The 23,972-nt window shown below is 40.2% G+C and carries 20 protein-coding genes; 9 read left to right on the top strand and 11 right to left on the bottom strand.

From position 1 onward, the window contains the following. Window positions 1-133: 133 nt before the first annotated feature. A complete protein-coding gene (nadK, locus tag EGC82_RS15830; protein ID WP_124731616.1) occupies window positions 134-1,012 on the bottom strand; it encodes an NAD(+) kinase in 879 nt (292 codons plus the stop codon). Window positions 1,013-1,174: 162 nt separating this feature from the next. Between nadK and grpE the strand changes: the two genes are divergently transcribed. Next, window positions 1,175-1,780, top strand: coding sequence for a nucleotide exchange factor GrpE (grpE, locus tag EGC82_RS15825; RefSeq protein ID WP_124731615.1), 606 nt, complete (start codon window positions 1,175-1,177; stop codon window positions 1,778-1,780). A 164-nt stretch (window positions 1,781-1,944) separates the two neighbouring features. Here grpE and dxs read toward each other — a convergent pair whose 3' ends face one another. From dxs to xseB, 3 genes are read right to left on the bottom strand one after another with little or no spacing between them, the layout of a single operon-like run. Further along, on the bottom strand, window positions 1,945-3,810 hold the full coding sequence (gene dxs / locus EGC82_RS15820) for a 1-deoxy-D-xylulose-5-phosphate synthase (RefSeq protein ID WP_124732677.1): 1,866 nt from the start codon (window positions 3,808-3,810) through the stop codon (window positions 1,945-1,947). Between the two features lie 22 nt (window positions 3,811-3,832). Beyond that, the gene (gene ispA, locus EGC82_RS15815) at window positions 3,833-4,714 is read right to left on the bottom strand and encodes a (2E,6E)-farnesyl diphosphate synthase (protein ID WP_124731614.1); all 882 of its coding nucleotides are present in this window, start codon (window positions 4,712-4,714) and stop codon (window positions 3,833-3,835) included. Window positions 4,715-4,752: 38 nt separating this feature from the next. After that, entirely contained in the window at window positions 4,753-4,989 is a 237-nt protein-coding gene (gene xseB / locus EGC82_RS15810) for an exodeoxyribonuclease VII small subunit (RefSeq protein WP_124731613.1), read from the bottom strand. Between the two features lie 350 nt (window positions 4,990-5,339). Between xseB and pomA the strand changes: the two genes are divergently transcribed. From pomA to thiI, 3 genes are all read left to right on the top strand, one after another. Next, window positions 5,340-6,107 (top strand): flagellar motor protein PomA, encoded by a 768-nt coding sequence (gene pomA / locus EGC82_RS15805; RefSeq protein WP_124731612.1) that lies wholly within the window; start codon window positions 5,340-5,342, stop codon window positions 6,105-6,107. 3 nt (window positions 6,108-6,110) lie between these two features. After that, window positions 6,111-7,037 (top strand): flagellar motor protein MotB, encoded by a 927-nt coding sequence (locus EGC82_RS15800; protein ID WP_124731611.1) that lies wholly within the window; start codon window positions 6,111-6,113, stop codon window positions 7,035-7,037. 304 nt (window positions 7,038-7,341) lie between these two features. Beyond that, window positions 7,342-8,796, top strand: a complete 1,455-nt coding sequence (gene thiI / locus EGC82_RS15795) for a tRNA uracil 4-sulfurtransferase ThiI (RefSeq protein ID WP_124731610.1) — start codon at window positions 7,342-7,344, stop codon at window positions 8,794-8,796. Window positions 8,797-9,006: 210 nt separating this feature from the next. On the opposite strand, the gene EGC82_RS15790 is transcribed toward thiI, so the two are convergent. Next, window positions 9,007-9,222, bottom strand: coding sequence for a hypothetical protein (locus EGC82_RS15790; RefSeq protein WP_124731609.1), 216 nt, complete (start codon window positions 9,220-9,222; stop codon window positions 9,007-9,009). 177 nt (window positions 9,223-9,399) lie between these two features. Between EGC82_RS15790 and EGC82_RS15785 the strand changes: the two genes are divergently transcribed. From EGC82_RS15785 to rlmM, 4 genes are all read left to right on the top strand, one after another. Further along, the gene (locus tag EGC82_RS15785; protein ID WP_124731608.1) at window positions 9,400-10,311 is read left to right on the top strand and encodes a transcriptional regulator GcvA; all 912 of its coding nucleotides are present in this window, start codon (window positions 9,400-9,402) and stop codon (window positions 10,309-10,311) included. Continuing rightward, window positions 10,292-11,002: an alpha/beta family hydrolase gene (locus EGC82_RS15780; protein ID WP_124731607.1), complete on the top strand. Its 711-nt coding sequence runs from the start codon at window positions 10,292-10,294 to the stop codon at window positions 11,000-11,002. The genes EGC82_RS15785 and EGC82_RS15780 overlap by 20 nt, the downstream gene beginning before the upstream one ends. Window positions 11,003-11,184: 182 nt before the next feature. Next, window positions 11,185-11,565, top strand: coding sequence for a DUF423 domain-containing protein (locus EGC82_RS15775; RefSeq protein WP_124731606.1), 381 nt, complete (start codon window positions 11,185-11,187; stop codon window positions 11,563-11,565). 96 nt (window positions 11,566-11,661) lie between these two features. After that, on the top strand, window positions 11,662-12,750 hold the full coding sequence (gene rlmM / locus EGC82_RS15770; protein ID WP_124731605.1) for a 23S rRNA (cytidine(2498)-2'-O)-methyltransferase RlmM: 1,089 nt from the start codon (window positions 11,662-11,664) through the stop codon (window positions 12,748-12,750). Window positions 12,751-12,896: 146 nt separating this feature from the next. Here rlmM and EGC82_RS15765 read toward each other — a convergent pair whose 3' ends face one another. Then, window positions 12,897-13,907, bottom strand: coding sequence for an isocitrate dehydrogenase (locus EGC82_RS15765; protein WP_124731604.1), 1,011 nt, complete (start codon window positions 13,905-13,907; stop codon window positions 12,897-12,899). A 479-nt stretch (window positions 13,908-14,386) separates the two neighbouring features. Between EGC82_RS15765 and EGC82_RS15760 the strand changes: the two genes are divergently transcribed. Continuing rightward, entirely contained in the window at window positions 14,387-17,266 is a 2,880-nt protein-coding gene (locus tag EGC82_RS15760; RefSeq protein ID WP_124731603.1) for a prolyl oligopeptidase family serine peptidase, read from the top strand. A gap of 99 nt (window positions 17,267-17,365) precedes the next feature. On the opposite strand, the gene EGC82_RS15755 is transcribed toward EGC82_RS15760, so the two are convergent. From EGC82_RS15755 to EGC82_RS15735, 5 genes are all read right to left on the bottom strand, one after another. Next, window positions 17,366-17,764, bottom strand: coding sequence for a DUF3192 domain-containing protein (locus EGC82_RS15755; RefSeq protein ID WP_124731602.1), 399 nt, complete (start codon window positions 17,762-17,764; stop codon window positions 17,366-17,368). 94 nt (window positions 17,765-17,858) lie between these two features. Continuing rightward, the gene (gene xni / locus EGC82_RS15750) at window positions 17,859-18,626 is read right to left on the bottom strand and encodes a flap endonuclease Xni (protein ID WP_124731601.1); all 768 of its coding nucleotides are present in this window, start codon (window positions 18,624-18,626) and stop codon (window positions 17,859-17,861) included. Further along, window positions 18,619-19,983 carry a nucleotide 5'-monophosphate nucleosidase PpnN gene (ppnN, locus tag EGC82_RS15745; protein WP_124731600.1) on the bottom strand — a complete coding sequence of 455 codons (1,365 nt, stop codon included), beginning with the start codon at window positions 19,981-19,983 and terminating at the stop codon, window positions 18,619-18,621. The genes xni and ppnN overlap by 8 nt, the downstream gene beginning before the upstream one ends. A 60-nt stretch (window positions 19,984-20,043) precedes the next feature. After that, complete coding sequence (locus EGC82_RS15740; protein ID WP_124731599.1) at window positions 20,044-21,600, bottom strand: sensor domain-containing diguanylate cyclase; 1,557 nt, start codon at window positions 21,598-21,600, stop codon at window positions 20,044-20,046. A 202-nt stretch (window positions 21,601-21,802) separates the two neighbouring features. Next, entirely contained in the window at window positions 21,803-23,833 is a 2,031-nt protein-coding gene (locus EGC82_RS15735) for a tetratricopeptide repeat protein (RefSeq protein ID WP_164839149.1), read from the bottom strand. Between the last annotated feature and the right edge of the window lie 139 nt (window positions 23,834-23,972).

Here is a 23,972-nt window from a genome sequence, read left to right as displayed (position 1 = left end):
TTAGGGACGTTAAAGGTCATATACTGTAAAACCAAACGAGTTATCGATTGGCTTTACAATATAATTAATTAGCATTTGTTAATGTGAAGAGGCTCACTAGAAAGAAGATAGTGTTGTGATCGAGTTCAAAATGTTAGAAAAGTTTGCTTCCCCAACCTAACTTGTTGCGCAGCACATGGAAGTAATTATGACCTTTAGGATGGATAAGCCTTAGGCGTTCATTTGAGCGACGAATAAATATCTCATCACCAGGTAATACGGCTAAATGCACATGGCCATCACAGCTTACTTCGAGGTTTTCACCGTTATCAGGTGATACCACTAATTTAATGGTGCTACATGCATCGACAACAATCGGGCGGCATGACAATGTATGCGGAAACATAGGCACTAAAATAAGCGCTTGAAGATTCGGAGTTAGAATTGATCCCCCAGCAGATAATGCGTAAGCAGTTGATCCAGTAGGCGTTGAGACAATCATTCCATCAGCGCGTTGGCTGTACATAAATTGCTCATCAATATAAACCTCAAATTGGATCATATGAGCAATTTTGCCAGGGTGAAGCACTGCTTCATTCACTGCGGTGTTGCTAGAGGTTATTTTGCCATGGCGGTGAACTTCTGCCTCAAGTAAAAAGCGGTGTTCAGTTTCAAATTCTCCTCCCAATACTTTAGACAAGGCTTCTTCGAAGTTATCGGGAGGTAAGTCGGTTAAAAAGCCTAAATTACCACGATTTACGCCTATTACAGCAACATTGAAACGAGCCAATATTCGTGCCGCGCCGAGCATATTACCGTCACCACCAACCACGATGGCTAAGTCACAATGCTCACCCATTTCAAGTAGGTCCATTGAACAAACATCAGGGCCTAGCTCTGCAGATACTCGTCCTTCAACGATAACCTTAAAGCCCTGCATGCTCAACCAATGATGTAACCGGGTTAACGTAAGGTTAGTCCCTTGATGATGTGGTTTGCCGATGAGTCCGATTGTCTGAAACAATTTAGTCATATTCGAGTTTGTTATGCCTTTAGGCCTTGAAACATAAGAATTGATCCCCATAATATACTCAAACTTATTAGAAGTGTGAGATTTGCTGTTAATTTTCAGTAAATGGGCACTTTATTTATTGTAGTCGAATACCCAATAACGCATTTTTGTGCTGGAGTGAACATGAGCAACGAATCGAACAATACATCGCAAGATCAAGTGGAAGAAGTGGTAACTCCTGAAGTCGCTGCTGATGAAGTAAGTTTGATGGATGAATTAACCCAAGCAAATTTTCGTATTGAAGAGTTAGAGCAGCTACTGGCAGAGTCTGAAGCAGCCTTAGCTGAGCGTAAAGATGTTGAAATGCGCGCGGCTGCTGAAACACAGAATATCCGTACTCGTTCGGCAAAAGATGTCGAGCAAGCACGTAAGTTTGCTTTGGAAAAGTTTGCTAACGAACTATTGCCTGTGATCGACAATATGGAGCGCGCCTTACAAGGTACTGCTCCTGAAAATGAAGCGACCAAAGCGATTTATGAAGGCGTTGAGCTGACCATGAAAGGCTTTTTAAACTCGGTTGAAAAGTTTGGTGTGGTGCAAGTTAATCCACAAGGTGAAGCATTTAACCCTGATCATCATCAAGCTATTGGTATGCAGCCAAGTGCTGAATTTCCTGCCAACACTGTAATGATGGTAATGCAGAAAGGGTATTTATTGAATGATCGTTTACTGCGTCCTGCTATGGTGATGGTATCCCAAGGCGGTGCAAGTGTGGATGTTGAAGCTTAGTATTTAAGCCAATATTGTGTCTAGATACGAGAAATATTAGTACTAGAGCGATACACTAGTGTAAGAGATATAAAAAAAGGACTGAATATTCAGTCCTTTTTTATTGGTATTATCGGCAAGTCTTCACAATGATAACGAATGTAATGGTCGTGAAGGTATAGCTATTAAGCCATAAACGCTTGGATTTGCGCTAAAATACCAGGAGCATCAAGTTGCAGCTCTGCGATAATCTCATCAGGTGCACCGTGTTTAATAAACTCATCAGGTAAGCCTATTTGTAGTACAGGTTTAACGATACGCATTTTGTGTAATGCTTCAATCACCCCTGAACCTGCACCACCCATAATCGCGTTTTCTTCTACGGTAATAATCACATCATGACTGTTTGCCAGTTGTTCAAGCAAGCTTAAATCAAGTGGTTTAACAAAGCGCATATCGGCCACTGTAGCATCCAGTTTTTCAGCAGCATCAGTAGCGGCCTCAAGTGTGGTGCCAAAATTAACGATAGCAATTTTTTGACCTTGGCGGGTTAACACCCCTTTACCTATTGGTATTAAGGTCATGGCATCGACTTGTGCAGCACCAGTAGCAAACCCTCGAGGATAACGGACTGCCGTCGGGCCATCTTGGTAACAATATCCGGTGTACAACATTTGGCGACATTCATTTTCATCGGATGGCGCCATAATGATCATATTAGGAATACAACGCATAAAGCTTAAGTCGAATGCCCCTTGATGAGTTGGGCCATCTGCGCCAACAATACCACCGCGATCAATGGCAAATAATACCGGTAGACGTTGCAAGGCAACATCGTGGATAAGCTGATCGTACCCGCGCTGTAAAAAGGTTGAGTAAATGGCGACAACAGGTTTTAGACCTTCGCAGGCAAATCCTGCCGCTAAGGTGACGGCATGCTGTTCTGCAATGGCGGCATCAAAATATTGACTAGGGAATTGTTGTGAAAACTCAACCATGCCAGAGCCTTCACGCATAGCCGGCGTAATCGCAACTAACTTGTCGTCTGTTGCTGCCATGTCGCATAACCATTTACCAAATACTTGTGAAAAAGTAGGCAAGCCAGGCTTAGTCGCTGGTTTTTTAAATTGGCTAGGATCAAACTTAGGCACTGCGTGCCAGCCAATAGGATCTTTTTCGGCAGGTTCATAACCACGACCTTTTTTGGTCATGATATGCAGTATTTGTGGGCCTTTAAGGTTGCGCATATTACGCATGGTTTCAACGAGCGAATCGACATCATGACCATCGATTGGGCCAATATAATTAAACCCTAACTCTTCAAACAGTGTTGCTGGCACGACCATGCCTTTAAGGTGTTCTTCGGTGCGCTTGGCCATTTCTTTAATGGTAGGCATACCTTTAAGCACTTTTTTACTGTTTTCTCTAATAGTGGTGTAAAAACGACCTGACATCAGCTGTGCTAAATGATTATTAAGGGCACCAACATTTTCAGAAATCGACATCTCATTATCATTAAGTACCACAAGCATGTCGTTATGCAGATCGCCAGCATGATTGAGGGCTTCAAATACCATACCGCCTGTCATTGCGCCATCACCAATCACTGCAACGACTTTACGGCCAGCGGCTTCTTTTTCTGCTGCAATCGCCATACCTAATGCCGCACTAACAGAAGTGCCTGAATGACCAACACTAAAGGTGTCGTATGGACTTTCTTCACGCCATGGGAAAGGGTGCAAACCATTTTTTTGTCGAATAGTGTGCATTTGATCACGACGATTAGTCAGAATTTTATGCGGATAAGCTTGATGGCCTACGTCCCATACTAAGCGGTCAAATGGAGTATTGTAGACATAATGAAGTGCCACAGTTAATTCTACTGTGCCTAAGCCAGAAGCAAAATGTCCGCTAGAAATAGCAACAGACTGAAGTAAGAATTGTCTGAGTTCATCAGATACTTGAGGAAGTAAACCTTGAGGTAACTTCCTTAATTCTTCTGGTGTATTAGCTTTCGCTAGTACTGGAAATTTAGAAATATCGAAGCTCATAGCGAGATTGTCTGACTCTTTATTATAATCTTCGCTCAATAATGTAGTGGGCGAAGTCTGCAATTAACTGGCTATTGTATGGTAATTTAGTCAGCGCTGATAGTGCGTCTTGTATTAGTTGTTCTGCACAGGCTTTAGCACCATCTAGACCCAATAGTTTAGGGAAAGTGCTTTTATTCGATTGTTGGTCACTGCCTTGGGGTTTCCCCAACTCTTCGGTGCTTGCGATGATGTCTAAAATATCATCTTGTACTTGAAAAGCTAATCCGAGTGTATGGGCATATTTCATCATCAGTTGATAGTGATCATCGGGTACATCTGCAGCAATTAACGCTAGCTCGACTGCGCAACTGATTAACGCGCCGGTTTTTTTATTATGTAATTCGGTTAATCTGTCTATATCAATACTGTGATCGGTAGCACTGAGATCAATTGCTTGGCCACCGCACATGCCTTGGTACCCAGACGCTTTTGCTAATATTCTAACCATAGCTAATTGTTGCTTTGGATGTAAGTCCTGACAGGGAGCTGTGATTATTTCAAATGCCAACGTTTGGAGTGCGTCCCCAGCAAGTATGGCTGTTGCTTCATTAAATGCTATATGAACAGTAGGCTTACCACGTCTAAGTGCATCGTTGTCCATAGCGGGTAAATCATCGTGTATTAACGAGTAAGCATGGATGCATTCAATGGCTGCGGCAGCTTTATCAAGTGCATTGATATTGACACCAAGCATATCACCTACACTGTAGACCAAAAAAGGCCTAATGCGTTTGCCACCTAATAATGCACCATGCAGCATCGCTGCTTTTAAATCTGGGGCAGCATCATCAAGTTGGGTTAAATGCTCGTTAAGAATAGCATTAACGCGCTTTTGGTATGTTGTTATCGCTTCAGCTAACACGTATCAAGACCTATTATTTAATACACACTATTTGACGATTATTCACTTTCAACGGTGAACGAGGTTAATTCAGCATCATCTTCATTTAATAAAATAGACACTTTTTGCTGTGCTTGTTCAAGCTTGGCTTGGCTTTGGCGGACTAGTTTAATACCACGCTCAAATTGTTTCAGCGCATCATCCAGCGATACTTCACCTTGCTCCAAATGAGCAACAATGGTTTCAAGTTCAGTTAATGATTGTTCAAAACTGAGGTTTTCTGGTTTTTTAGCCACGATTAATATTCCTTTCATTCAGCGTGTGACAAGGTATATCAGCCCAGCGTATCGGTCAAATACAGTCGCTGGTTATTTGCTCAACAACACGCTTTGTTATTGAATTTTGTTTAGAATGTGTAAAAAACGCTAAACTTGAGCCGAGTTTGTCCGATAATAAGTCATGATTTAGCATTGATAGCGTAAAATAGTATTGAAACATAGTATTGAAATGGTTGCTGTAATATAAAACCATGGGCAATATAGTTTACACAACATGTAGTTGAGTTGTTCGGATTAAAGAACGTGCGCTAATAGCACGATAAAGCAGCATAAATAGGCAGCGCAATGACTGCGATTGAGGAGAGGTTGTGGATTTAGCTACCCTGATAGGTATTATCGGTGCTTTTGCATTTATTATTGGTGCGATGGTGACCAGTGGTGGCATCGGATTATTCATCGATGTACCGTCAATTTTGATTGTTGTAGCCGGTTCTTTATTTGTGGTGATGATGAAGTTTAACCTAAAACAATTTTTAGGTTCGATAAAGATTGGTATGAAAGCCTTCATGTTTAAATTAGATAAACCTGAAGATTTAATCGAACAAGCTGTCACCATGGCTGATGCTGCCCGTAAAGGCGGTTTCTTAGCCTTGGAAGAAGCGGTTATTACCAACACCTTTATGCAAAAAGCGGTTGATATGTTGGTTGATGGTCATGATGGTGATGTCGTGCGTAACGCATTAGAAAAAGACATTGCATTAACTGAAGAACGTCACAAAACAGGGGTAGGTATTTTTAAAGCCATGGGTGATGTGGCCCCTGCAATGGGCATGATTGGTACTTTGGTTGGTTTAGTGGCGATGCTATCTAACATGGATGATCCCAAATCCATTGGTCCCTCAATGGCAGTGGCATTGTTAACGACTCTCTATGGCGCGGTGATTGCCAACATGATCGCCATCCCGATGGCGGATAAACTATCATTACGAATGAATGAAGAGTTACTGAATCGTAATTTAATTATGGATGCGGTTTTAGCCATCCAAGATGGGCAGAACCCGCGAGTTATTGAAGGCTTTTTGAAGAATTATTTGGCTGAAAGTCTGCGAAAAATTGATACAACGGACGGAGAGTAACTCATGGCTAAGGCCAAGTGTGATTGTCCACCCGCTGGCGCTCCTATGTGGCTGGCCACATTTGCAGACTTAATGTCGTTGCTAATGTGTTTCTTTGTGTTGTTGTTAGCGTTCTCTGAAATGGACGTGATGAAGTTTAAACAAATTGCCGGCTCAATGAAGTATGCATTTGGGGTACAAAACAAAGTTGAAGTGAAAGATATCCCTAAGGGAACATCTGTTATTGCGCTTGAATTTCGCCCTGGTCGACCGGATCCCACCCCAATTGAAATCATTAATCAACAGACTAATGAAATGACTCAACCGACCATTGAATATCAGGCTGGTGAAGAAGACAGTGCTGGTGGCACCCAGAAGCAAAGTGGTGAACAACGTGGTGGTAATGCCGCTGCCACAGCGCAGCAAGAAGCGGAAGCCGTTAAAAAGGATGCCGCATCTTCACAGGAAAATATTAACGACCAAGTTAAAAAAATGGCTGAAAAGCTCAATGAAGAAATCGTTGACGGTGCTATTGAAATTGAGTCATTGGGCCAGCAAATTATTATTCGTATTCGTGAGAAGGGTTCGTTTGCTTCTGGTTCTGGTTTTTTACAACCTAGGTTTAAACCTATCATACGTTCAATTGGTGAGTTATTAAAAGATGTTCCTGGCATTATTACGGTGTCAGGCCACACTGATGGTGCAGATATTAGTAATGAGCTTTACAGTTCAAACTGGGAATTATCAAGTCAGCGTGCTGTTTCGGTCGCCCATGAATTAAGAAGAGTGGCTGGTTTTGATGAATCAAGAATGAAAGTGGTTGGTGAGGCCTCTAATAGGCCATTAGTTGCCAATGATTCAAATGAGAATAGGGCGCGGAATCGTCGTGTTGAAATCTCTATCGAGCAAGGTAAGGCTAAAGAGTCTAATGAAATAATTGTAACTCAATAGTTTGCCATTAAAAGATAAGCGCAATTTCTGTAAGTTACAGAGATTGCGTTTTTTTGTTTTATAAATGTGCCTTACAGCGCTTTTACGAACAAATAACAGATAAAAAAGTGAATGTGTTTGGTTAATAGGCATCATTTGGTATAATCGGCGAACTATTGCATACGTTATGCTATTAACTGGATTGTATACACATCTAGCAAATAGAGCTGTGCTGTTTTTTAATTTATTATCAAGGTATTACTGTCGTTTCTATTTAGCAAAACCGAGTGTAGTGCTATTTGGTGGTGATACCTGTGGAACCCTGATGAAGTTTATTGTAAAGCTGTACCCTGAAATCATGATGAAGAGCAAGTCGGTAAGAGTGCGCTTTACTAAAATGCTCGAAACCAATATTCGTAATGTACTTAAGAACGTGGATGACGGTGTTAAAGTTCTACGTTTATACGATCGTATTTTAGTAAAGGTACCGACGGATAAGCCGGAGTTGTGTGATACCTTCGCAGAAAGACTCGCTTGTATCCCAGGTATTGCTCACGTTGTTCAAGTGAGTGAGTACAGTTTTGATTCGATTGATCATATTTATCAGCAGGTTTTACCAAAGTACCGTGATGAAATTGCCGGTAAAACGTTCTGTGTACGGGTAAAACGTTCTGGTAATCATGATTTTAATTCAATTGAAGTTGAACGCTATGTGGGCGGTGGATTAAATCAACATACTGAGGCGCTAGGGGTAAAGCTTAAAGACCCTGACGTAACCGTTAATCTTGAAATCAATCAAGATAAGCTTTATATGGTAGAGCGCCGTATTCAAGGTTTAGGTGGTTTCCCTATGGCGACACAAGAAGATGTATTGTCGCTTATATCGGGTGGCTTTGATTCTGGGGTGTCGAGTTTTCAGTTTATTAAGAAAGGCGCTCGTACCCATTATTGTTTCTTTAATTTAGGTGGTGCTCAGCACGAAATTGGCGTGAAGCAAGTGGCTTATCATTTATGGCAAAAGTATGGTGAGTCGCACAAAGTACGCTTTATTTCAGTCCCCTTTGAACCTGTAGTTGAAGAGATCCTTGAACGTATAGATAACGGTCTAATGGGCGTGGTACTTAAGCGTGTAATGATGCGAGCCGCAACTCGTATAGCTGACAAGTTCGGTATTCAAGCATTAGTTACCGGAGAAAGCTTAGGCCAAGTCTCTAGCCAAACACTGACTAATTTGAATGTTATTGATCGTTGTACTGATTTATTGATTTTACGCCCGCTTATCGCAATGGATAAACAAGACATTATTAATCAGAGTCGTATTATTGGTACTGAAGATTTTGCTAAGTCTATTCCTGAGTATTGTGGTGTTATTTCACAAAAACCGACGGTTAAAGCGATATTATCAAAAGTTGAAGCACAAGAGCTTAAATTTTCTGAGGATTTAATCGACCGGGTCATTGAGTCTGCCGTGGTGATGGATATTCGTGATATTGCAGCCGAAATGAACCAACAAGTGACTGAGACTGAAACGGTTAAAGATGTCGCTTCTGGTGAAATCATCATTGATGTTCGTGCTCCTGAAGAAGAAGAGCGAAGCCCACTGTCGATTGATAATGTGATGGTTAAGGCGATTCCTTTCTTTAAATTAGCTACCCAGTTTGCTGATTTAGATAAGTCTAAAACGTATTTATTGTATTGTGACCGTGGTGTGATGAGTAAGCTGCAAGCTTTATATCTTGTAGAGCAAGGCTATACTAACGTTAAAGTGTACCGTCCTTAAGCTACTCACTCGACATTGTATTTGCGATGTTGTGGTTTACATTTTTTTGGTGCTAGTTGTCTACATCATTGTGTTGTGATGATGAGCTTAAAAGGTAGCGCAGAATAAGTTAGACGGATTATAGACAATAAAAAAGACAATAAAAAACCGCATTTAATGCGGTTTTTTAATGTCTATGTAACGTGCTAAATCGCAATACTATTAGTTTGCTTAAGCCACTTCTGAAGTTTTTTGTGGTTGTTCATTGTCTGCAACTAAAATGCTGTTAACATCGTTGTTAATATCGATTTGCATGGCTGTAATACTTTGTGATAATTCAGCATGTAAATCGGCCAAATCGATAGGTTCTCGCTCAGTTGCTTGTGCTGTTGATAATCCGATTACGGATGTAATAGCCACTGCAAACAGTGTGTTTAGGTTAAACATAAGAGGTAAGCCTCCAGGCTAATTACTCACATTTGCCGGACTATCCCATTTACGTCGTAGAGATTGTCCAACTGTATTTTCAATGATGCTAATTTAACCAAATACTGTGTTCTTTACAAACGACAAAATACCCATAATCATTAGAAAAACTAATTGAAAAACGAGAGATTGATCACTATGTCTAGACGATTACCGCCTTTGAATGCAGTTAAAGCATTTGAAGCAGCAGCAAGACATTTGAGCTTTACCCGCGCTGCAGAAGAGTTGTTTGTCACTCAGGCTGCGGTGAGTCATCAGATTAAAGCATTAGAAGATTTTTTAGGGCTAAAGCTATTTAGACGTAAAAATAGATCATTATTGTTAACAGAAGAAGGTCAAAGCTATTTTCTGGATATAAAAGACATTTTTATTGAGTTAGCTGAGGCGACTAATCGTTTGCTTGCCCGAAGTGCGGTAGGGTCGTTAACGGTCAGCATGTCTCCTAGTTTTGCCATTCAATGGCTCGTGCCGCGTTTAGCTAAGTTTAGTGAAAAAAATCCTGATATTGATGTGCGGATTAAAGCCGTAGACAGTGATGCCAGTTCGTTAACCGATGATGTCGATGTTGCTATTTATTATGGTCAGGGTAATTGGCCAGGCCTACGCGCTGATAAACTGCGTAATGAAGTGCTTATTCCGGTATGTTCACCATTATTACTCAATGGTCCTAAACCATTAACGCTCCCGAGTGACCTAAAGTTTCATACCCTGTTACATGATTCTAATCGCCAAGATTGGCAGGCATGGTTTAGGCAATGTGGCGTTACCGACATCAATGTTAATCAAGGACCGATATTTAGCCATTCTTCATTAGTGTTACAAGCAGCGGCTCATGGACAAGGTGTCGCATTGGGTTATAGCGTACTTGCTAGGCCTGATATTAAAGCAGGGCGCTTAGTGTGTCCGTTTTCTGAGGTGTTAGTGAGTAAGGATGCATACTACTTAGTGTGCCAACAGAACCATTCTGAAATTGGCAAAATTTCAGCTTTTAGAGAGTGGATGGTCGACATGTTTGCAGAGGAGTCGCGTAGTGAGTTACTTACCGGATAATACGCCAATGTTAGCTGATGATTTTCTTTTGCAAGGTCCTAAAAGCGACACGTTAATTGTTTTTGCCCATGGTGCTGGCGCGAATATGCATCATCAATATATGACTTCGATGACTGATAAGTTAATCGCTCAAGGTTACCAAGTATACCGATTTAACTTCTTGTATATGCAGGCCAATATGCAAGATGGTAAACGTCGTCCGCCTGATCGAGCACCTAAATTGCTGGCGCACTATGAGCAGGTGTTGATGGATATTCAACAAAAAATAACACTTGGGTTGATCAATTGTCAGCGAATAATCCTCATGGGCAAGTCTATGGGTGGCCGTATGTCGGCGATATTGACCAGTACTGATCATCAGCTTCAACAGCCCAACCTTGACGATGTAATGAGTAAAATTGCTGCAATAGTGTGTTTGGGTTATCCGTTTATTCCTCTAAAAGGGGGCGAACCGCGACTTGCGCCTATTCAGCACAATTGTCATCCAATGCTCATTGTTCAAGGTGAACGGGATAAGTTTGGTGATCTTCAGCAAGTATCGACATGGACTTTAGGTGAACAGGTCGAAGTATGTTGGATTGGTGATGGTGACCATAGTTTGCAACCGCGAAAATCTTCTGGTTATACCCTTGAGGGCAATCTTGATCATGCCATCGAGAATATTAGTCAGTTTATTGCCCGAGTAGGTTAGCGCTTTAGTGACATGGTTTACGTCTATTTTGCACTGGTGAATGCCATATCAAGATGCATATCTGCACGAATATCAAAAATTAGCACTAACTTAATATCAATGATAATGGTTTAAGTCACGATAATGAGCTGGCATCAATATTATGGTGTATCGACTGTCTTTACTGCACAAGGTTAATTAAGATGAAAAAAGGTTTGTTATTATTTGCCACACTAAGTGGTTTTTTAGCCGTCGCGCTGGGTGCTTTTGCAGCACATGGGCTTAAAACTATCGCGCCACCAGAATTGGTGAGCATTTTTAAGCTAGGAGTTGATTACCAGTTTTATCATACCTTTGGATTGATTGCGTTAGCATTTTCTGCACATTGGATCCCGTCAAAATTGATTAATTGGGCAGCTTATAGCTTTATCGCTGGGATCATATTATTTTCTGGTTCGTTATATCTTTATGCCTTTACTGGCGCTAAATGGATTGGCCCAATCACCCCAATGGGTGGCTTATGCTTCTTAATCGGCTGGTTGTTATTTGGCGCAGCAATTTGGCATGCAAAATTACCAGAATAATGGCTTGGCTAAATTCTCCCACCTTGAGCATTTTTGGGTATAATAGCCAAATTATTGTCTCGCTATGATGCGAATATCCTTACGCTAAGGCTCCAAATGAAAAACCTATTCCTATTTTGTCGCTCAGGCTATGAAAAAGACTGTGCGGCAGAAATTCAACAACGTGCCGGTGAGTTAAATGTCGGTGGTTTTGTTAAAACGAATCTCAACGATGCTTATGTTATCTATCAATGTTTTGATGATAATGGTGCCGATACGTTAGCCAAGGAATTAGCACTGAGTTCATTAGTTTTTGCGCGGCAAATGTTTGCTGCTGGTGAGTTACTGATTGATTTACCAGAACAAGATCGCGTAGGGCCTATTGTTGCTTCACTTGCCGAACTGTCAAAGTGTGGTGAGCTGCGCGTTGAAACACCTGACACCAATGAAGCAAAAGAATTATCAGCGTTTTGTCGTAAATTGACCGTGCCGTTACGCCAAGGGCTAAAAAAGAGCGGTGCATTGCTCAATGCTGAAAATGATCGTCGTCCTATTATTCATGTGTGCTTTATTGGACCTGGTAAAGCGTACACTGGTTATTCGTTAAACCATAATAGCTCGCCTCATTTTATGGGTATCCCTCGATTAAGAATGGCTGCAGATGCGCCTAGTCGCTCAAGCCTTAAACTGGATGAAGCATTTGGGGCTTTTTTAACCAAAGAAGAGCAAGAAACACGTTGTCGTAGTGGCCTAAATGCGGTTGACTTAGGCGCTTGTCCGGGCGGTTGGACTTATCAGTTAGTGCGCCGTGGGATGATGGTTGCTGCCGTTGATAACGGTCCTATGGATCCTAAATTAATGGAAACTGGCCAAGTGAAGCATTTTCGTGCCGATGGTTTCCGTTTTGAGCCGCCACGTAAGAATATTTATTGGTTGGTGTGTGACATGGTTGAAAAGCCTGCTCGTGTAGCTGAGCTGATGGAAGCATGGGCTATTAATGGCTGGTTTAAAGAAGCTATTTTTAATCTTAAATTGCCCATGAAGAGCCGTTACAAAGAAGTCAGCGTAATCTTAGAAACCATTGGAGCCATTTTAACTGAAAATGAAATTGATTTTAAAATGCAGTGTAAACACCTTTATCATGATCGTGATGAAGTGACTGTGCATTTATGGATTTTCCCTGAAAAGGGCGTGAGCTACGCATAAAATACAATAGTACTGCTAACAAAAAGCCCCTTATACACTGCTGTATAAGGGGCTTTTTAGTCAATGGCTTATTGTATTGATTGGTTATTACCAACATTAAGCCACTTACTTTATCTTAAACGATTAAGAATATGCTTATATCAGCACTATCCTAAACGATCTAATACTGCTTGAGTAAAGTCAGTTGTGCCGTGAGTGCCGCCTAAATCGCGGGTAGTACGGTCGCCTTCTTCAATAACCGCCGATACTGCGCTACGGATCATCTCAGCTTTATCAGACATGCCTAGGTATTCCAGCATTTGAATCGACGCTAAAATAACCGAGGTTGGGTTAGCTAAGTTTTTACCTGCAATATCAGGTGCACTGCCATGTACGGCTTCAAAAATAGCAGCATCACGACCAATGTTAGCACCTGGTGCCATGCCTAAACCGCCCACAAGACCTGCACATAAGTCAGATAGAATGTCACCAAATAGGTTAGTCGTCACGATAACATCAAAGTTTTCAGGATTCATAACCAGTTTCATGCACGTGGCATCAACAATCATTTCTTCGGTGGTAATGTCTGGGTAACGTAAGCTTACTTCACGTGCCACTTTCAAGAATAAACCTGAAGTTGATTTCATGATGTTAGCTTTATGAACGATAGTCACTTTTTTACGATTTTCTTTACGTGCAAGCTCAAATGCGAACGTGGTGATTTGCTCTGCGCCTTGACGAGTAATAATACTGGTCGCTTCTGCAGTTTGACCATCGTCAGAGATTTTTTGACCTAAACCTGAGTACATACCTTCAGTGTTTTCACGCACGGTAATAATATCAATGTTCTCGTAACGCGCTTGGGTTCCCTTAAATGAAATCACCGGGCGAACGTTGGCATACAGCGCAAATTTTTTACGTAAGCTCACATTGATAGAAGTAAAGCCTTCACCTACTGGAGTGGTTAACGGCCCTTTAAGGGTAATACGATTTTTTTCGATAAGGTCTAAAGTACGTTGGGGTACTAATTCACCGTGCTTTTCTAACGCCGTTAACCCTGCATCTGCAAATTCATATTCAAAGTTACATCCTGCTTTGTCGAGGATTTTTAATGCTGAATCGATAATGCTTGGGCCAATCCCATCACCTGGGATCACGGTTATTGTACGTTTTGGCATGAATAGTCCTTCCACGGTAGTGGTTACTGCAATTGATAGACCGCATGCATGACACGGCTAGATGACGATAAAAATCGTCGTTTTTCTGCGGCGTATTTTAACGACTTTTAACGTTTATTTACAGAAAATAGTGAGTATTATCACATTATTTCCGTTATTTTTAAGTCAATTCTAATTTGATTGTTTTACTATGAACCTTTGTTACAAATCGTTTACTTGTAAAGCATCTTAAGGTTGAAGACTCATCGGCGGTTCAATGTTTTATTGGCGAGCATTAGCTTATTCGGTGAGTATTTTTTATATAGACGACTTTGGTCGAATATATTGTGTTAAATCTACACTAGGCTCGTTAAGTCTATTGTTACTTCGCTAAGATTGCAGATTATCCATTTCGATAGCTTATTACGAAAAGCTATTACTGTGATTTATTGCGTTGATTTGTTCCAGCTATTTATGACCGGAACCATTAGAGGAAAACTGTGAAATTATTTAATTTAATTCCATTGGCAGTCTGTCTGTCATTTAGTGCCCATGCGGCGGAGCAACGTGCACTGTCTATTGATGACATTATGCATTTTGAAACCTTACAACAGCCGGTTATTTCTGATAATGGCAAGGTGATTGCTGTACAGGCTACTCCTGATAGAGGCGATAGTCGTGCATTAATTCGTTTTAGTGATAATCGCAAACAATATGAAATAGCCAATGGCACCGATGTTCAAGTTAGTGCTGATGGTAAATTTGTATTAGCGACAATTGAAGCAAGCTTATTTGACCGTGAAACCAAAAAGAAAGACGACTTACCTCATGAGGTGGTATTACTCAATACTGAAAATGGTGAGCAGCAACAATTTGCTAAAGTTGACTCCGCTTCATTTAGTGATGATGGACGCTTTTTAGTCGTCAAGTTTGAAGCGAGTCAACCTGAACCGGCTGATACTAAAACGACTGATATTAACACGACGGCATCTCAATCTACTGAGCTTGAATTGACAAAGCCTCAATCGACAAAGTCTGAAACTATAACCACTGAAAATAGCGCTAATACTGCGGCTAATACTGCAGCTAATCCACAGGCTGAAACTGACAAGGCTGATAAAGGCGTTGATATCCGCTTGATTAATCTGGCTACAGAGCAGCAAACATTATTATCGAATGTGACTCAATTTACATTTGATAAAGCAGGGCATCATTTGGCTGCAGTGATCAATCAAAGTGAGACTCAACTGCATCAAGTGATGTTGGTCACATTAGACAGTCAAACACAGCGTGAACTTTATAGTAGTAAAGAAGAGCATATTGAAGCATTAGCGATGAGTGATGATGGTCAATATGTTGCCGTAACAAAAGGCCTGGCAAGTTCGATGCGCTATGGCCGTGAGCACAATCTATTGTTACTTGATGTTCAACACGATAAACAACATCAGTTTGCTCAGTCTGAGGGATGGACTTATAACCAATATTCTAGCTTACAGTTTTCAAAAGATGCTCAGCGTTTATTTGTTGGCCGAGTGCCAAAAGTGGCGCAGCAAGCTGAATTAGCTGCTTATCTAAATCCAAAGGATGTTTTTAATCCTGAGATGATTACTGCTAACAAGCAGTTACGTATTTGGCATGGTGAAGATGCCAAAATTAAGCCGCAAGAAGTCAAAGAATATGAGCAAGAATTAAAACGTACCTATTTAGCGGTTTTACACCTAGATTCAAATAAGTTAGTTCAATTAGCAGACCAAGTTGTACCAGATGTTACTTATGGCGAACAAGCCCGTTTCTTATTAGCCAGTTCAGATCTGCCTTATCAAAAAATGGTCACTTGGGCAGGCTTTTATCGCGATGTGTATTTAGTGGATGTTAATAGCGGCAGTAAAACCCGAGTATTAACTCAGCAACCGAGTGATGCGATGCCGACCTTGTCACCAAATGCGAAGTACTTAGCGTATTATCGACAAGGTAATGTATTTATATTTGATGTTACATCACAGCGCAGGGTTAACCTAACCGCCAATATTGCCACACCTTTTGCTGATGAAGATCATGATTATCCTAGTGCGGCACCCGGTTACGGTTTTGGACCTTGGTTAGCTGATGATAGTGCGATAACAGTATATGATAAATATGATGTATGGCAGTTTAATACCGTATCTAAGCAAGGCTTTATGTTGACCAAGGGCCAAGGGCGAAAACAGCAAACTCAATTTAGAATAGTCGGTTTGGCCCACGAAAAACCATTGCCAGCAGTAGTGAGTAAAGGTGATAGTGTATTACTGCAAGGTTATAGTCATCAATCAAAAGCCGATGGTTTTTTTAGCGCTAAAATCGGCGTAGCAGGCGTTAGCCGCTTAACCCAAAGCGACAGTAAACTAACCTTGCTTACTCGGGCGAATAAAGACGCGGCTGTGGTATTTTCAAAGCAACGTTATGACTTATATCCAGACTTGTATATTGCCGATAATACGTCACCGCAAAATGCAAAGCAGCTAACAACTCTTGATAAACAACGTGAGTCCTTTAAGTGGGGTAATGCAGAGTTAGTCCATTGGCGTGATGGTGATGGCGTTAAAATGGATGGAGTGTTAATTAAACCTACAAATTATCAAGCTGGCAAACAGTATCCAACGCTAGTGTATTTTTATCGTTTTATGAGTGATAGGTTACATGCTTTTCCTGATATGAAGCTCAATCATCGGCCTAACTTTGCTTGGTATGCCGACAATGGTTATGCTATTTTCTTACCTGATATCCGCTTTGAAATTGGTTACCCGGGGATTTCATCAGTAAAAGCATTGACTGCTGGGGTGCAAAAGCTAATTGAGATGGGCGTGAGCGATCCAGATGCGGTTGGTATTCAGGGACATTCATGGGGCGGTTATCAAAGTGCTTATGCGGTCACTCAAACCAATATCTTTAAAGCCGTTGTCACTGGAGCACCTGTATCGAATATGACCAGTGCATACAGTGGCATTCGCCATGGCTCTGGCTTAGCAAGACAGTTTCAATATGAAACTGGACAAAGCCGAATAGGTGAAAGTTTATTTGATGCGCCCCAGAAATACATTGAAAACTCACCTATTTTTTATGTTGACCGGATTCAAACTCCAATGATGATCATGTTTGGTGATAAAGATGATGCTGTGCCTTGGGAGCAAGGGGTTGAGTTATACCTTGCAATGCGCCGAGCCGGAAAGGATGTGGTATTTTTACAATATGAAGATGAGCCACACCACTTGAAAAAGTATCCCAATAAGCTCGATTACAGCATTAAGATGAAGCAGTATTTTGACCATTATTTAAAAGGAGCACCAGCCCCTGACTGGTTACGTCAAGGTGAAGCTTATCAAGAGTATAAAAAAGCAGATTAAAGCCGCAAGTTATTGTATTGTTTAAATTAACAATGTTTTCGCCCTATGCAGATACTGCTAGGGCGTTTTTGTTAATGATACCGATGGTAGAAAACAGATTTATTGCGGTGCTTGCTGGGTTATTGGCACGTCAAAGTATTGCTGTTGGGTATCTTGTCCCCATGCAACAAGTAAATTGTCTCTGAATAACAATGGTGTACATTCTTCTTTAGTCGTTACTCCGTCTGATTTTATATGATGAGTACGGTAATATAGCACTTGATATTGGCCATCAAGGCCCGTTTTAGCTTCGACAAAGTCAGCGCTGCCTAATAAGGTTCGGATTTCATCTAGGTTTTGACCAAAGTGGATATCACTCATTTTTTGTAAGTTGAATGCTTGTCTGTCATCCCAGGCTCGGTCTTCTGGTTGGGGTTCATAAACAAAAATCACTACCGCAACAAACAGTAAATAGGCCGTGAATATTCCACCGATGATATAAGTCACTTTTGAGTTCATATTGTGTTTAATCCGTTATGGTCAATACCGTTGACTGAATGTATTTATTATTGTTTATTACAGTCGTTTATTATTACAGTCGTTTATTACTGCATTAGTGTGTTGTCGGATTGGTTCTAAATTGTTTCAAATTAATATTCAGTGGAATATCGCATTGTAACTGCGCTAATTTATAGCTAATCCGAGCTATTTCTTTTCCTTCAGCTAATTTAAGGGCTTGTTTGGCACCAAGATTATCTAAAGAACGATATAAATTTGCTAGAGTTCTGAATTTATTGAGTAAATCTGCAGCTGATTTTGGGCCAATACCCATTATCCCTGGAATTTTATTGCCACTGTCACCTGCAAGGGCAATAAAATCGAGCATTTGATATTGCGCTATACCGAGTTTTTTCTCATATTGCTGAACATCAAACACCTGTTGATTAAAGTGATCCCACAAGGTGAGTTTTTTTGTCGGTAGCTGACTAAAGCCTTTGTCGGTTGACACTATGATGACCTCACCATCGTTACTGATCATTTTCATCGCAATGGTGGCGATAACGTCATCGGCTTCAGACTGAGCGTCGAAAGAGTTGATGTTATGTTCAGCGAGAGTGTTTTTGATATTAATCAGGCCATCACTCAATGCCGCAGGCATCGGTTTACGGCCTTTTTTATAGTCGCTATACAGGGTTTTACGCCAAGAAGGCTCATTGCCGTCCCAGACGACAATACAATGAGTTGGTTGATGTTGTAATAGCATTTTTTTAGATGCTGCTAAAACACGTTCTTGTACGCTGGTAATATCGTTTTCATCAGGTAGCACCGCATGAATGCGGCGCACGAGATTGAGTCCGTCAATAATAAGTAGTTTATTCATGTGTTTTTATTATGTTGTAGCAGGGCACGTAAGCGCTTCCTGGTAGTTTCATTCGTTGTTGTTTAACAAAAGCGTTTAAAAGCTTATCCATCATTAGCATCAATTTAGCATCACCTTCAATCTTAAAGGGGCCAAACTGTTGGATTAACTTAATCGTATCGCCCTTTACGTTACCGGCGACAATGCCCGAAAATGCTTTACGTAAGTTTGCGGCAAGCTCTGCTTTATTATCCTGAAAGTAGAGGTTTAAATTTGCCATCACGTCATGAGTCGGTTCAAACGGTAGTTGAAATTCGGGTTCAATTTTTAATGACCATTGATATTGGTAAGCATCACATTTTTGTTTACGGTATGTTTTTACTTGTTCCATACCTTGTTTCATTATTTGCGCTACTTTTACCGGATCGTCAATAATGATTTGATATTTACTTTGTGCTTCGGCGCCCAATGTGGCCCCAACAAACTCATCAATTACCGTGAAGTAGTCAGCACTTTCTGCCGGCCCGGTTAATACTAATGGAAAGGATGCATCGCAATTGTCCTTATTTAATAAGATACCGAGAAAATAGAGTAGCTCCTCTGCTGTGCCAGCTCCGCCAGGGAAAATAACAATCCCATGACCCAAGCGAACAAAGGCTTCTAAGCGTTTTTCTATGTCTGGTAAAATAACTAATTCATTAACAATTTGATTGGGTGGTTCAGCGGCAATAATACTGGGTTCAGTTAAACCAATATAGCGGGCATTATGTACTCGTTGTTTGGCATGGGCAATTGCCGCGCCTTTCATTGGTCCTTCCATTGCGCCAGGTCCACAGCCAGTACAAATATCTAATCGACGCAGGCCAAGTTGATAACCGACATCTCGAGTATATTGGTATTCAACCGCGTTGATACTGTGTCCACCCCAACAGACTACGACATTAGGGTCTTTCATTGGAGAGATGGCCTGAGCATTGCGCAGAATATCAAATACGACGTTAGTAATGTGTTTTGCATTGCTTAAGTCAATGTGTTTTAAATTTTCGTATTTATTGCTGATATAGATAATGTCGCGAAGCACTGCGAACAAATGCTCTTGAATGCCGGTGATAATTTCACCGTCGACAAAAGCTTGGATAGGAGGATTAATGAGTTCAATTTGTATGCCTCTTTCGCGCTGTAAAATATTAATGCTAAAAGATTCATAGCGGCTAAACAATGCTTCAGAGCTGTCGCTGATAAGACCTGAGGCTAATACGGCTAGTGAGCAATTTCTATATAATTGATACAAGTCGCTTTTTGCGCCTTGTTTTAGACGTTCTACTTCTAATTGAGAAAGTTGATCTAAACTACCACGGGGACTAATTTTTACGATCATAAGCAATTCCTTTGGACTCGAATTTTTGATACCGAGTCCAAAGAATTATCTTGGAATGGGCTAGATATCAATAACGACTCGGTCTCTGCCGTTGTTTTTTGCTTGGTATAATGCTGCATCGGCTCTTTCGAACGCTTCTTCAAGCGTTTCATTTTCCATCACTTGTGCAGCGCCTATAGATAATGTAACTGTAATTCTCTGATTTTTAAACTTAAACGGAATATTTTTAATTTTCTCTCTCACACGGTTTAATAATTGAGAGATATGTTCATCGGTGATATCAGGTAATAATAATACAAATTCTTCGCCACCATAGCGGGCAACAAACTCACTGTCACGTAATGAATTTTTTAAGGCCATAGCGATGACTTGTAGGGTTTTATCGCCAGTACTGTGGCCAAAACTATCATTAATACCTTTAAAATGGTCTATGTCGGTAATGGCTATCCATAGCGGCGTTTTAAAACGAATATGGTTGCGATATTCTTGCTCCATACGGTCTTCTAACGCGGTACGATTGGCTAATTGAGTGAGCGGATCAAGCAGATTGAGTTTTTGATGCTCAAATAGCTTTTCTTTGTAGTTATTGGCTTCTTGGCTCATCGAATTGAGCTCTTTACGCATCGACTCAATCGACTTACGTAATAGTGTTTGTTCGCGTTGTTCTAGCGCTTCTTTACGAGAGAGTACATCACGAAGTGAAGACAACTGTACGGTTAGTTGAACTTTTAATTGGTTAAGATTATCGGCACTAATAACCAGTTCGTCAGCGGTATTAACGCGTAAATTTATCTCTTTATTGAGTTGCCCTTTGAGCTGTTCACCACGTTGGCTATTGTTATAGGTGTTATTGACGACATCGCGAACGATTGTCAGGGCATCATTAAGCGCAAATAAAAAGTCTTGCGATGCGCTTTTTTCGCGAGCAATATTCTCTAATAATAAGCTTAATATGGCTTGGTAAGATTCGAGCAAGTTGCTTAAGCTGATATCACCAAGCAATACTTCTTTTATGACTAAAATTTGGTCTCGCTGATCTTTTCTAAATTCAATTTCGGCGATCTTTGCGGCAAGTTCTTTGGCTAGTTGAATATGTTGCGGTAAAATTTCATAATCATCAGCATCGGCAAATTCGTGTTTTAAAATTTCTTCATAGAAAAAAATCAGCTTTTCAACTTTGGGTATATATTCCCATACCGTGTGAAATGGCTTGCTTAATTCTTGTTTAAAATAGGTGATTTCTTTTTTTAATTTATCAGGTGCAGCATTAATACGTTGGATCTGGCGGATCACTCGATTGAGCCCATTTCGACTGTCCTCTAAGCGAGTCATAGTATGGCTATATTGGGATTTCAATAACCTTTCAATGTCGACTAATTCTGGAAGTGCTTCGTCAATTTGTTCAAAATCATGCATATGATGACGCAATTTAGCCAGTTTATTATCGAGCTCTAAATTTTGTCCTTTGCAAGCAAGACTAAGATGAGAGATAAATTGAATCAGTGTTTTCAATTTGTCATTGCGATCGATATTTATCTCTTCAAGAGCAAGTTTAGCTGCATGGAGCTTTTGCTTCATCAATGAAATTTGAGTTATCGCTGTATTTGACTCTTTCATGTTGCAGTGCCTACTCTCGTTTATCATCTAAAAGCATCGACTGCTGTAATTGTAGCAATAATGTCGACATTAATTAGGATTTATATTCATTAACCTTTAACCAGTTAACATTATAGTAATATTATCTCAATAAAGTTGTGCAGCAAATCCAATTACCGTACAAAACAGTATAAACAACTATAATTGCAAGTTTATTAAACGATTAGTTCTTCGGCCAGTTGATATCATGGGTATTGCGATTACTTTCTGCACGAATAATGCCTCGACTAAGTGCCTGAGTTAGATTTAAATAAAGTGGTCGCATAAAAATAGCTGCAGGCGCAAAGTTAAGTGGTCGAAGTGAAACATAAGCCGGTTGTTCTGTTATTTCCATTGCTGCGGCAAGGGCATATTGCAATGTTTCAAATTTTAATTCGGCACTAATACTAACATCGGGGTTAGCAAGTAAAGGTAAACTTATATGACCAATACTGGCATGCAGTTCTGCTGATTTTAGGGCAAAGTTTGGAATCGTAAATTGCGTCGCTTTTAATTGTTTAAGGCTCTCTATTACCGCATTTAAAATGATATCTGCGTCATAGTGTTTATCAAAATAACACCCAATCACCCCTGAACGTATTGTAAAAACTTCAGTGTCTAGGTGCTGACTAAATTGGTCATTGAAATGTTGCATTAATGTAACTGACTCAGTAAGTCCAAGTTGAATATCAATATTATTTAATTCATTGATATTCACTAATGCTAACGTTTTAGGTTCATTATTTTTTAGTGTGTTGATCCGCTGAATAAATGCGCGGTAACCTTGAGCTTGTGTCATAGGGTCTATGGTATTTAGACGTTGCGCATTGAGGTACAAAATATTTCGCTGTTGAAATTTTCTGTAGATAAAAATCAATAATATTATCGCAATACTAAAAATAATAATTAACACTAAAATGATAAACTGATTGTATTTATTTTTAGCCGTTTTCTGTTCCAGTTTATTATGTAATAGACCCAGTTCGAATTTTAATTTTTGTTCAGTGAGTTCTGAAAAATCATTAGTTTGATCGGTTTTATCTTGTGAATTATTGATTAATTCAACTATGGCATCGACAGTCTCAAGTGCCGCATTAAGATTGTTGATTTTGCGATAAGCGGTGGATAAGTAGCCTAACGCCTCAGTTTGTACTTCTGTTAACTGTTTCTTTTTAGCTAGCTTAATAGCTTTTTTTGCATGTTCAATAGTCTTATCCCACATGCCTTCGCTAGCCGTTATTTCAGCAAACAGTAGTTCGTTATGAACTAAGTAATGTTCTACTTTACGTTCTCTAAATATATCATTAGCACGTTGCATTACATTCAATGCAGCTTGGATATTATTCAATTTGAAATAAGCTTCACCTAAATTATGGTATGTGAGCCCTATTGCTATTTTGTTGTCCATCCGTTCATTGACTTGCTGGACATTTAAATAATAATCGATGGTTTTGTTCCATTGACCTTGGCCAGCGTAAATCATTGCCATGACGGTCAATGTTTCAGATAAGTAGACATCTTGACCTATTGTCTGAAATATCTCTGCAGCATTATGGGCATATTTTAGTGCATCCCCCCATTGCTCTAAATCACGGTAGGTCCGGGCGAGATTAAGCTGTGTATGAGCTTTAATTCCTGGGTAGTCTATGTTGTTGGCTAAACGAAATGCTTCACTATAATGCTGTAATGATTTTGCTTGATCACCATTGAGGTTGTAATAACGACCTAATTGCGATTCTGCATCCGATATAAAATAATTATTGTGTAACTGATAAGCGATTTCGCGGTAACGATTTAAATGAGACAGCGCTGGGGTGGGTTGAAGTAATAACACATGTAACATGCTTAATTGTTCGTGAAGGGTAGCTTTAAACAGCGTGCCTTCTAGGCTGACATCGGTATTAACCATATTTAACGCATCATTATATTCAACGATAACCTGATTATATTCTTGGTGTTGACGTCCCTTAATTCGTGCTTTAAGCATTATCACAACCGCTTGTTCAAGTGTTGTTGATGCGATAGCATTTAATTGGGTTATGAGCAGTTTGGCATCTTGATACTTAGTTTGCGATGTTAGTTTGGCTTCCAAATTAAGCCGAGCTAATAACTCTAAATCACGATGAAGCTCATTTGGTGGGTAGCCTAACTCTCCTGCAGCTTGTTCAAATTCCACGTTATTTGAGAACTGTAAAGGAAATTCAGTGGTCTTCATTAACCTGCTATAAAGCTTCTGTGGATTTTCTTTGAACAATGTTTCTAGCTGTTCAATATCTCTTGCACACACCACGGAACTTAATAGTATCGAACATAATATGACAAGAGAAAAACATCGAAGCATAGTAAGAGATACC

The sequence above is a fragment of the Shewanella livingstonensis genome (genome assembly GCF_003855395.1).
In the GTDB taxonomy this organism is placed as follows: domain Bacteria; phylum Pseudomonadota; class Gammaproteobacteria; order Enterobacterales; family Shewanellaceae; genus Shewanella; species Shewanella livingstonensis.
Note: the sequence above shows the minus strand (reverse complement) of the source record. Positions and strands in the feature narration are given on the sequence as shown.